Raw genomic sequence first — 12279 nt, 5'->3', positions numbered from 1 at the left:
CCTGTTAGCTAAAAAGTGATGGTAAAATCATGCAGGTTATCACCATGAAAGCGAAAAATGCGCTTAGTAAAATGATGTCTTTCCACGTTAAAATTGAATGGAAAGTTAATTTTTGCAGTGCTACCCCTTTTGGGTGATGTGTAGGCCATGCAATGCTAGTAACCCACGCTACCGAACATGTCACCACGAACCCAATCACGTTCCACCAGAACCAGAAAACCTCGGGTACAAATAACCACACTATGATATTAGTGCCTACGCCAGCGATAAGTCCTAGGTTCACATGGCGCCCTTTTAGCGTTTGACTTAATACTGCCAATAAGAACAGCGCCAAAATAGGACCATAGAATACCGAGCCTACTTTGTTGATAGCTTCAATAATAGTAGGCGCAATATTACCTGCGAACAGTGAAAGCACTAGAGTAATAGCGCCCCACACCAGCCCTGTAAACTTAGCCAGACGCAGGTAGTTAGAATGCTCTAAGTCTTTATTGGTAATGCGACAATAGTCTTCAACGGTAACCGCAGATAAAGAATTAATGGCCGAACTTAGTGAAGACATAGCCGCTGATAATATGGCTACAATCAGCAAGCCGATAAGTCCATGTGGCAAATAATTAAGAATAAACGTGGGCATTAGCCAATCAGGGTTATTGGCTGGAATTTTTTCAAAGAAATCTAAGTTCGTTAACGCCAGCGTACCGACAATAAGCCCTGAAAAGCAGTACAGTAAGGTGATCGGAAAACGTACTATACCGTTTGCCACAATCATTTTTCTTAGGTCGTTTTCATTCCTAGCCGATAAAGCGCGCTGCGCCTGTGTTTGGTCACAGCCATAATAAGATGCATATAAAACAAGACCACCAAATAGCATAGGTAGAAAGCCAAACCCATCACCATTGAAGCCGAATGATGTAAAGTTAATCGCCACTAGACGTTCTTTTGGCACCTCGGCGATAAGCACATCTAGCCCACCTAGTGCATTAAGGCCAATGGCGATACAAGCAATGGTGCCAAGCACTATAATAACCATTTGAATGGCATCAGCGTAAACCACCGCTTTCATGCCGCCTTGAAGCGAGTAAAGCACGGTAATAATACCGGTCAATATTACCGCTTGCCACGCTTCAATACCCATAGTGCCCTGTAGAATGATAGACACCGCATAAATCATTATTCCCGTGGCAAACGCGCGGCTAAATTGAAACACAACGCTAATTAACACCCGCGTTGCGCGGCCAAAGCGTTGCTCAAGGTAATCATAAATACTAACCACGCCCGACTTATACAGTGTGGGCAAAACAGTACCTAGTAGCAATATCATCGCAATAGGAATTGCTAGCTCGTAGGAAAGCCAAATCATGCCCCCACCTTCACGCAAGCCTACGAATGCAGGTGCAGAGATAAAGCTAATGGCAGAAAGTTGAGTCGCCATGACTGAAAGAGTAAGAGGTTTCCAGCCTAATGAACGGCCGCCAAGAAAATAATCACCCTTGCTTTCTTGTTGTCGCATGGAAAAACCCATTACAAGCAAAGCACCCAAGTAGCCAACCACGACAATATAATCTAGTAAATTCATATGCGGTTCTTATTATGCGTTAGTAATAAAAAATGCTGATAGCGCCATACGGAACTATCAGCAATGGGGAGGTCAACGTCGACTAAAAATCGTAGCGTACACGCAGCGATACGCGGCGTGGTAAAATGGGACGACCTACAAAATAAGACTCGCCCGCCGTTTGGCTATTGCCAAGACGTGGAGAACCTTCTGTAACACCATCTGAATCAAACAAGTTCCAAACCGCGATACTGGTTCGAATGCGTTCACCTTGTCCAAGCTCCCAGGTGTAACCTGTATCTAAACGGAACACATGGAAATCATCTAGCTCAACGGAGTTCGCATCATTGGTGAAATTTTTACCGTGGTAGTTGTGATAAAAAGAGATGTCCCAGTCATCTAGCGTATAGCGTAGTGAAGAGTTGAACATAACTTTCGGCTTTCTGCGTAACTCGTTACCTACCACACTTGGATCAGATTCATACTCTGTGAACTCATGGTCGGTGTAGGTGAAGTTAGCATCGAAAATAAGGTCTTCGGTAATATTGTAGCTACCCACTACCTCAACCCCGTAAGCCTCGGTAGATTGAAAAACGGGCACTTCTACAGCAACGCCATTTTCATCATTTACAAAGTCGACTGAGCGGCGATCTTCAAGGTCGGTTTTAAACAGCGCTACGGTACCCACGAAATCGTTGAAGAAGAATTTGGCTCCAAGTTCCGCTTGCTTAACAATTTCACTTTCGTAGGTGCCTGGCTCACCGTTCGGACCGAACGCAACACCACGCAGTTCTGGGAAGAAGAACCCTCGAGAATAGTTGGCGTACACATTGAAGTTGTCTGCCATTTTATACAATGCTGCAACCGAGTAAGCGATTTCAGAATTAGACACGTTGCCATGTGTAAGCGCACCATTACCTGTGACGTTTTGCTGTAAATCGGTATAAAGAGAAGGGTCATCATTTACAATTACTGTTTGGCTTCCTTCGCGTGTTATGGTGCCGTCAATATCTTCCCAGCGAATACCTACGTCAATAATCCAATCGTCGCTTTGCATTTGATCGGCAATATAGAATGCGGTTCTGCGAGCAGAAATAGTGGCATCAGAGAAGCTTATGCCAGGGCCTGTTACCCCGTTTTGGCTAACAATAATGTCGTTGTTGTCGCCATCGGTGATGGTTAAATCAACCAATCTTGCTTGGTTGTTAAATTCACCTAAGTAACGGGTAATAACATTGTTGTCTTCTGCTTCTGAACTAGAAAAGAAGGTACCCACAGTAATGCTGTGAGAAAAGTCGCCTACATCTAAGTATTTCACTAGGTTCAGTTCAGATGAAAAGTCGGTAACCGGTCTGTCTCGGTCCAGAATACGGTTAGCAAATAACAAGTCACCTTCAGGTAACGCAATATCGGTACCAGCATAGGTAAACTGCGCATCTTGAACATCGCCTAAGCCACGGCTTGCTAAATATTCACTCTGCGTTTCGGGTACGTTGATTATACCGTCGCCATCAAGAAATAAGTTAAATTGATGGTCGTAGCTGGCATACTTAGCACGAGCAAGCACGTTGAAATCGTTGCCCAGTTCTTTTTGAAACTCCATAGAAATTGAGCCACCCTGAGTGGCCACACCTTCTTCAATGGGGGTTGTATATCTGCCGTTCGCGGTATCGTAGGATAAGCCAGAAGCATAGAAGGTTTGTGTCGACTCTACTTCGCTACCATCATTACCGGCTACGCGGTCTCGGCTTTGAGAATCCAGCGGTATAGGTAAAAAGAACTGCACTTGATCATCAATAGCTTGGCCATAAATAGTGAAATAACCACTCCCATCATCGAATTCTTTGTGTAAGTTACCGCGAAGCTGATAGCCCTCTGTAGGTAAACCAGTATCAATGGGGCCCTCATCGTAACGATAAAAACCTGATAGGGCGTAAAATAGCCCTTTTTCGTTAAGCGGGCCGCTAGTCGCAAAATCTATTCTTTTACGATTATTGTCTGAAAGCTCAAGTTGCACTGTGCTTTCCGCTTCTTCAGTGCCCTTTTTAGACAGGTAGTTAATGACACCGGCGACAGAACCTTGCCCAAACAAATTAGATACACCGCCTCGCACAAACTCAACCCGTTCAATACCTAGGTCATTTCGATAGTAAACATCGTAAGCGGACGAGTTTAAGCCAAACGCACTCAATGTTGGCGACCCGTCATATAACAAAGGCGTGAATTGAAACTGGCCTGAAGAAGGTAAACCACGAACTTGAAGGTTAGTTGCTACTTCACCTCCACCACCTTCAACTTTAACGCCTGGTACATAACGCAACACATCTGCTTGGCTACTCATCGAAAGCTTTGCCACTTCAGCCTCACCAAGTGAAGTTGTCGATTGCGGCGTTTCGGCAATTAGGCGCGCTCGGCTCGTTCCTGTTACGACAATCTGTTCGTAGTCGACTTTCTTCTTATCAACACTTTCTTCTTTGGTTTGCTGATTTGTGTCTTGCGCTAATGCATTTCCTGCTAATAGCGAAGAAATGGTAGTGGCTAGAAGTAGTTTGTTCACGGTGTATCTCCAATATGTTTTGGCATTTGGTGTTGCTAACGGCTTCCCACTTTGCCGTACATCACCTATTTATAATTAACTTCGCATTTACAATAAAACACATTTTTCTTACTTTCAACCCAAAATGGGTTTATTTTTTTAACTATTGTGTAATAATCATCTTAATTCGAACTCAAGATGGGTATTTAGATGACTACTATCGCCACACAAACTGACGAACAGTTAATTGCTGACGCAAAAGCTACGCTAATTAAAAACGACTTAGGTGGGTACACAGTGCCTACTCACGGCCTTTACCCGTTTCAGTGGAATTGGGACTCTGCCATTGTGGCGCTAGGCTGGCTTCCGTTTGATGAACCTCGTGCATGGGAAGAAACCACTTCACTGTTAAGTGCTCAATGGAAAAACGGCATGGTGCCTCACGTTGTTTTCCACCAGCATTCTGATACCTATTTCCCTGGCCCTGATATTTGGGGTGTTAAAAATAATCCCGACAGTACATCGATTACTCAACCGCCGGTGCTGGCCACGGTTATTCGCCAATTATTCGAACAAACTAAAGATAGAGCGCTAGTCGACTCTCAAATATCGCAGATTGTTCAACAACTTATTGACTATCACTTATGGTGGTATAAGCAGCGCGATCCTGAATACACTGGGCTAGTGGTAAGCTATCACCCATGGGAATCAGGCATGGATAACAGCCCAGCGTGGGATGATGCATTACGCGCTGTACCCAAAGTGGGTTGGGAATACACCCGCCGCGATATTAATCACATCGATGCCTCTGAGCGTCCGCACAAAGAAGAGTACGACCGTTTTCTATACCTTGTAGATTTCTTCCGCAAAATGAATTTTGATGACACGCTGATTTATCAAGACTGCCCTTATCGTGTTAATGATGTAAGTATCATCTCGATTCTGCATCGCGGGACAAAGGATCTCCTTGCCCTATGCGACACGCTAAACATCGATAACAAACAAACGGCCTATTTAGCCCATCGTATGGATTTAACCGAAGCGGCAATAGGTAAACTGTGGTCTGGCGAAACCAGTATGTTTCATAGCTTTGATACCCGCAGCGGCAAACTGTGCAGTGCAAGAACCAATGCTGGATTACTGCCTTTTTTTGCAGGGCTGGTAAACGAAAACCTCACGCCAAAACTTATCGACGTGCTTGATGACTGGCTTACCGATCAACCCTTTGCTATATCGTCAACTCATCCTGAAGATCCTTGTTATGAGCCACAACGTTATTGGCGCGGACCTATTTGGTTACACATTAACTGGATGATTACGCTGGGATTAGAAGACTACGGTTTCTTAAAGCAAGCTAAACAAGTGACCGATGCGAGCAGAAACCTTATTTACACTAGCGGGTTTAATGAGTCTTTCCATGCAGAAACAGGCGCAAGAAGTGGTGGAGCTGACTTTTCATGGACAGCGGCCATGGCACTTTATTGGCTTCTACCCAACCAAGAATAACAAGGTGAGGGAATAATGATGACTTCAGTGACAACGAATAAAACATCTCGCGATCTCGCGTTCTCATCACCGGATTTTCTTAGCCAACATATAAAAAGTATTTTGGCATTTTATGAACCGAATGTTGACGCCCTGTCTGGAGGCTTCCATCAAAACTTTTCTGATGATGGCAGTGTGTTTGATGAAAACACACGCCATTTGGTTAGCTCAACCAGATTTGTTTTTAATTATGCTCGCGCTTATTTAACGTTTGGTGATAGCCGGTACCTATCTAGAGTAGCGTCTGGAATTAAGTTTCTTCGCGAGTATCACTTAAACCCCGAAACTCAAGGCTATGCGTGGGTGTTAAATGTAGAGGGTGTTGAGCACAACGTTAAAGATGCTACCAATCATTGTTATGGATTAGCCTTCGTGATGCTGGCTTACAGCTGGGCATATCGAGCTGGTATGACTGAGGCGAAAGACTATTTAGACGAGACCTTCGCGTTAATGGACACCCACTTTTGGGATAAGGATTACGGGCTCTACAAAGACGAGTTTAATGCTGATTTTAGTATTTGCAGTGACTACCGTGGACAGAATGCAAATATGCATAGCTGCGAAGCGTTAATAGCGGCCTTTGAAGCCACTCAAGACCAGCGCTTCTTAAAACGCGCTTTACTGGTTGCCGAAAATATTACCTTACGCCAAGCAGCAAAAGCTGATAACCGCATATGGGAACATTTCACTTCAAGCTGGGAGGTTGATTGGGAGTACAACAAAGACGATCCTAAAAACCTATTCCGCCCATGGGGTTTTCAGCCTGGTCATCATACTGAATGGTCTAAACTCTTGTTACAGCTTAATCAGTATAGCCCTCAACCTTGGCTGGTTGAGCGAGCGCAAAGCCTGTTTGATGCTGTGATAGATATAAGTTGGGATAGCATAAATGGCGGCATAGCCTATGGGTTTGCGCCAGATAGCAGTGTATGCGACAACGAGAAATATTTTTGGGTGCAGGCAGAAAGTTTCGCCTGTGCAGCAAGATTGGCTATCGTCACACAAGATGATAAATACTGGGATTGGTACCATCGTATTTGGCAATACGCGTGGACGCATTTTGTCGATCATGAGTATGGAGCCTGGTTCAGAATTCTATCGCCTGAAAACGGCAAGTTAGAAACCACTAAAAGCCCAGTCGGCAAAACCGATTACCATACTATGGGAGCCTGCTACGATGTAATGGACGCATTAACCTTTAATGCTGATAAATAGTAGATAGCTGATAGTAGCATTATCACTTTTTAATACCTTGGATGCAGCGGCACACTTTAATACCTTGGGTGCCGCGGCACTTAGCTTTTTAACAACGTTGCCGCTACATCCAAGATTTTCGTTTCGATTCCACTTCAAACAACACATTATTCGCCAATTCATTCGCATAATTTTCAGGTAAAAACGGGACTGAAATAGCGCCAGATGCTAATACAAACTGCACCGTTGCCAGCTTTCGCCTTTTCATAAATACACTTTGCTTTACCACCACCTGCTGAACTTTGTAGGGTTCGAAGCATAAATAATCCACGCCTATGCGCCCTCGCCTTACATAAATGTATTTATCATCACTTGCCACGCCCCAGCGCCACCATCTAAGCGCAATAACACCCAGCAGTACTGCGCTAACAAAGGTGACGCCTGCGGTAATATCTAAATGCTCTATATAGATACCAAATCCAGTACCTACCACGAAAGGAATAGAAAGCCCGGCGATAACCCAATGTAAAATATACCGCTTGCTAATGGGCTGGTAATCGCTACGGCGAATTTTACTCTGCGGCATGACCTCTTGGCTTAATTCATCCGCTTCGTCTTCGGTAACAGAAGGTACAATAAGCCGGTTTGGCGACATTAGCTCATTGGTACTGTGCCCAATTGATGCGTTTTGCTCGAAATACAAGTTCACGCGCTTAAGCATTCTGTCTAACCAATCTTGCTTTGCCGAGATAACCTGAATGCGAGATGCCCGCATACTCACTTCTTGTTTGTTCAATAAACCACTTCTACGGATGTACCTGTCATGCTGACGAGATAACGTATAGTCGTAAAAGGTAAATAACGCGCCGCCGATACTAATAAGTGCCACTATTGCCATAGCCATCATCAGCATGACAAAGGCGTACAAACCAAACTGCCACCAGGCTATGGTTTGCTCACCAACCAGCTGGTTTAGCTGCAAGCCCTTTTCAGCCAACCATTCCGATAGATAGCCAAAGGCATTGTCGTAAAAAGGGGCTGCGGCGCCTAACAAAATCCATACTCGGTTGTTGGTAATGCCGTGAATGACAATATCGGTGATAGAGCGCCTGTTGAGTACGGTTTCGCCATCTCCATTGGTCTGTGAATAACGCTTGCCTTGATCGCCATTAACCGCACTATTAATAGCGCTATAAGCATTGGCAACTGCAGTGCCGTGATTTGTATGAGAACTGTCCTCGCTGTCTTCTACAAACTTGTGGTCTTGATGCTCGGCTAGTACCTGCTTTCTTAGCGCATGGGCATAGGCCAAAGGAACGGCAACTATTTTGGCCTCTTCTCCGGCACTTCCCGCGGTATCAAGTATCACCAGTGCAAAACCGAACGGTCGGTAGTAGAAAGGTAATTCAATTTTTACATTCTGAATGCGCCAAAAAGGCAGATTAGTATAACTTCTTGAAAACACCCCACTGTGAATTTCAACGTGCTGATTGTTTACTCTAAAGCGGTACATAAAGAAGCTAACAACACCGCTTGAAAAGAAAATAATGAGAATAGCCGCAATACCTAATAGGGTGTTTGGCGATTGAATGTTATCGGTAATATTGGCCGTTACGGCAATGGCGGGTACGGCATAAATAGCGCCTTGCGCCATATTTTTAATGCTGCGAAGGGTGAAATACGCAATGGCGATGGGTGAAAGTCTTCGCCAGTTTTCGCCGGTGTCCACCTTGACGGCTTGCCCTCCCGCCCTGCTTTCGGAAGGCTTCGCTGTGTCTACTTCGGGGGAAGCCACTATTTTGCACTCACATCTTTATGATCGAGAATGAACTGCCTTAATCGCTCGGCCACTTCCACCTCTATACCTGGAATTTCAAATGTGTGGGTGGCGCCACCAGCTGAAAATACCTGCAAAGAAGCTAACCCCGCTAATCGGGCTAGCGGCCCTCTTTTCAATTCAACGTGTTGAACACGCAATATAGGTTGGCAAGACAACGACCTAAATATTAAGCCTGACTGCAAGCTTAGGTCTTGTTCACGTAGGGCATATTTAATAAGCGGATCGGCAAAGAAATGATAGGTCGCCCATAAACAACCCAATACACAAATTCCTATAATAATGTATGGATACGCTATGGCTAGAGGTTCGGGCAGCATAAAGAAAGACTGATAACGTAATGCGCTTGCAACCATGATTAAAACAAACGCTATGCCAAAAGCCAATGAGATATTAATAACGCGGTAACGCGGAGAAATAGCTTCTAAATTAAGTTCGTTAAGTTGCGGTATGTCTGATGCAGTCTTGTGCTCATTAGTTGTTACAGCGTTTAGCTGAGCATTGCTAAACGTCTCGTTGTCGGTGCCCATTGTCATTACGTCTACCCCTTGTAAACTAGCGAAATCGACTTCCAAATAAAAACGGGGCTTAATCAGCCCCGTTTTTTGTTAAACGATTTAATCGTCTACCCGCTGCTGATTAAGCCACTCTTGTAAGGCTTTCATATCGTGCTGAACGGCCATTTGCAACTCTTCAACCCAATCGTGGACGTTCTGCCACCACGTAGGGTGGTCACCCTGTTGGATTTGATTAGCAATACGCTGTACACGTGCAAGCCCTACAGAGCCTGCCGCGCCTTTAATCTTGTGTGCTTGTGAGCACACTTCAGATTTTTCATCGGCACTTAGGCTTAACTGCAAAATTTCCATGTATTCAGGCATTTTTTCCTGAAACACTTTAACGCTTGCCCGCACCATGTCATCGCCTATTGTATCCACTAACATCTGGAGCAAGTCCATATCTAAAATGTTACTTAATATTTTGCTAGGCTCTGGTGGGCGCTCTACCTGCCCTTCAACTTCTAACGGTGCAGGTGGCGCATGGAATAACTCGTTAAACACCTCAATCACACGAGACTTCTTAATGGGCTTGGCAATAATATCGTCCATGCCGTTCTGCAAATACTCTTCCCGCTTTTTAATCACATTTGCAGTAAGTGCCACAATAGGCGTTTGCATCACTAAGTCTTCTTCATGCAGCGTACTGGCCACGTCGAAGCCGGTCATATCAGGTAATTGAATGTCTAACAGTATTAAGTCGTATTGATTCTCGCGGGCTTTATCAATAGCTTCTTGCCCTGTCATGGCCACATCCACCTTTTGCCCCATTTTTTCAAGTAAGGCTTTGGCAACCATCACGTTAAGCTCAATATCTTCTACCAACAGAATATTCAAATCGGTAACTTGAAGCTGCGCCACTTGCATAGGCTTTTTCGATATTTCTACCGGTAGCTCTATTTCAAAGCGCGTACCTTTACCTACCACACTGGTAACCTTGATATTCCCCTTCATTAAATCGACCATTTGCTTACAAATAGCCAAACCAATACCGGTACCCGTGGCTGATTGATGATCAGGGTGGTCAACTTGATAATACATGGCGAAGATTTTTTCTATCTCTTCTTCAGGTATTCCTACCCCAGTATCTTCAATCACAAAGGTGACGAACGCTAAGTCATTTTCAGGTTTGGTGGCTTCAATCGATAAACTTACGTGACCTTTTTGGGTAAACTTCACTGCGTTAAACAGGATATTCCACAAAATTTGGCGCAAGCGCGTACCGTCTACTTCAACCAACCTTGGAAGAGGTTCTTTAATTGTCGTTTTAAGTTCTAGCTGTTTATCACCGGCTAACAGTCGAATAATACTGCTTAGCTCTTCGGTAAAATCTCGAAGCGATACGGTCTTCAAGCTCAGTTCAACTTTGTCTCTATCTAGCTTATCAAGGTCGATAATATCGTTGAAGATATTACCTAGCGTGATAGCACTGGCATAAATGGTACTTACCCAGCTAAATTGCTCTTCACTTAATTCGGTATCGCGCAGCATTCTACTTAAGCCAACAATACCGTTTAGCGGCGTACGTAGCTCGTGGCTAATCGTGGCGATAAAGCGCGTTTTATCGGTACTGGCTTTCGCTGCTGCATTTTCTGCTTGTTTACGTTCAGTCATGTCTCGACCAAATGATAGCAAGCCTAAACGGTTGCCTTCTTTATCGAAGAATGGAACCCGCTTCATTTCGAAGTAGCGGCGGCGGCCATCGGCAAAGCGTAGCCATAACTCTTCGGTAATACTGGCGTTTGTTTCTAGTACTTCGTGATCACTGGCAACAATTTGGCGTGCCAAGTCTTCTTCATAAACATCGGTAGGGGTTAAGCCCAACAGCTCCTGCTCTGTTTTACCGGTCATGAGTTCTGCTATACGGTTGCAACCAGCAAAGCGCCCTTCTTCGTTTCGGTAGTAAATAAGATCTGGCGAGGCATCAATAATTGAGCGAAGCAAGGTAGATAAACGACGGGCTTGCGCTTCTTGTTCAGATTTATCCTGAATTTCACGCTCTAAGTCTTTAAATAAGGCTTCACGCTCTTCTTGCGCTAATTTACGCTGCTCAATTTCGTGATTTAATTGGCGAATATTAGTTTGCAGTTCACGGTTAAGAAAAACATCTTCTTCTCGCAAGCGCTCTAATTGGCTCACCACTTCTTTAAGATTGGTACGTGAATTTTCTAACTGTTTTATCAGCTCGCTAAAAAAGTACAGCACCCAAGGTGCCGAAAGCATGGTGAGGATAACCGCGCTGATAAAGTCATCAGGTTGTACCGCACTGCCCATGCTTACGCGAATGACGTAAGAGCCACCAAGTGTGAAAACCAGCGACAGCACCACGAACAGAATACTTAACTTAAGCGTACCGAAGCGCTGCACAAATTGTGCAAAGCGAATAGCCCAAGAGTCATTTGGAGAATCTGAATGCATGAACGACTTATTGTTAGGATTATTTTCAGCATATCCTATCAGGCTTTATGCGTTACGGAAATGCTCACGAGGTCCGACGCGCTTGATGAGCAATGGCGCGGCAAAATGAATCTTGATTACACGGTGCATTTTTTGTACAACGCATTGTGATTCTGGTATCGTGTAATAAAGGCTTTACAACTACATAAAAATACAGCAAACACGCCCTTGACTAGATATTAAACTCCTCTATGTGAATTTTTATTCATTATTGGTGATTTAATGATACTTGCTATAATTACATTGCCTACCAATAAGACGATATATCGGGTTATAACAAATTTATTACAAAGATGAATTTATAAGTTTAACACTATGAAAATAGTGAAGATTTTAAACTATATGCTAAATCTTTGTTATACCCCCTGTTTTAGCGTTTGATTTTACATATCAATATAGGTATTTTGTACGCCCCGCAAAGCAATAATGCATAAAAATGCGGAACACGACTGGAATCCTCTAATAATAAATAACGACAAGAAAAGGCGCATAGAGCGGTAATAGTGCCAGCTCGACAAAAGACGTCTGAACAATGTTGTGATACGCAATACCTAGGCGCATCTACACGCAACGCACACCTTGCCCCAGTCAAAGG

At 44.2% G+C, this 12279-nt stretch carries 7 protein-coding genes; 2 read left to right on the top strand and 5 right to left on the bottom strand.

Going from position 1 to position 12279, the window contains the following annotated elements:
• Window positions 1-4: 4 nt before the first annotated feature.
• Window positions 5-1579 carry a sodium:solute symporter gene (locus R1T43_RS04990; RefSeq protein WP_211071459.1) on the bottom strand — a complete coding sequence of 525 codons (1575 nt, stop codon included), beginning with the start codon at window positions 1577-1579 and terminating at the stop codon, window positions 5-7.
• Window positions 1580-1661: 82 nt separating this feature from the next.
• Window positions 1662-4115 (bottom strand): TonB-dependent receptor, encoded by a 2454-nt coding sequence (locus tag R1T43_RS04985; protein WP_317353513.1) that lies wholly within the window; start codon window positions 4113-4115, stop codon window positions 1662-1664.
• Between the two features lie 189 nt (window positions 4116-4304).
• Between R1T43_RS04985 and R1T43_RS04980 the strand changes: the two genes are divergently transcribed.
• Together R1T43_RS04980 and R1T43_RS04975 are read left to right on the top strand one after the other, a co-directional pair.
• Window positions 4305-5600 (top strand): MGH1-like glycoside hydrolase domain-containing protein, encoded by a 1296-nt coding sequence (locus tag R1T43_RS04980; RefSeq protein WP_211071461.1) that lies wholly within the window; start codon window positions 4305-4307, stop codon window positions 5598-5600.
• Window positions 5601-5615: 15 nt separating this feature from the next.
• Window positions 5616-6854 carry an AGE family epimerase/isomerase gene (locus R1T43_RS04975; protein ID WP_317353509.1) on the top strand — a complete coding sequence of 413 codons (1239 nt, stop codon included), beginning with the start codon at window positions 5616-5618 and terminating at the stop codon, window positions 6852-6854.
• Between the two features lie 103 nt (window positions 6855-6957).
• Here the strand turns inward: R1T43_RS04975 and R1T43_RS04970 are convergent, their stop codons facing one another.
• From R1T43_RS04970 to arcB, 3 genes are all read right to left on the bottom strand, one after another.
• Window positions 6958-8628: a PH domain-containing protein gene (locus tag R1T43_RS04970; RefSeq protein ID WP_317353506.1), complete on the bottom strand. Its 1671-nt coding sequence runs from the start codon at window positions 8626-8628 to the stop codon at window positions 6958-6960.
• The gene (locus tag R1T43_RS04965) at window positions 8628-9206 is read right to left on the bottom strand and encodes a PH domain-containing protein (protein WP_317353504.1); all 579 of its coding nucleotides are present in this window, start codon (window positions 9204-9206) and stop codon (window positions 8628-8630) included. The genes R1T43_RS04970 and R1T43_RS04965 overlap by 1 nt, the downstream gene beginning before the upstream one ends.
• A gap of 81 nt (window positions 9207-9287) precedes the next feature.
• Window positions 9288-11645, bottom strand: coding sequence for an aerobic respiration two-component sensor histidine kinase ArcB (arcB, locus tag R1T43_RS04960; RefSeq protein ID WP_211071464.1), 2358 nt, complete (start codon window positions 11643-11645; stop codon window positions 9288-9290).
• Between the last annotated feature and the right edge of the window lie 634 nt (window positions 11646-12279).

This window comes from Alteromonas sp. CI.11.F.A3 (assembly GCF_032925565.1).
Taxonomy (GTDB): domain Bacteria; phylum Pseudomonadota; class Gammaproteobacteria; order Enterobacterales; family Alteromonadaceae; genus Alteromonas.
Note: the sequence above shows the minus strand (reverse complement) of the source record. Positions and strands in the feature narration are given on the sequence as shown.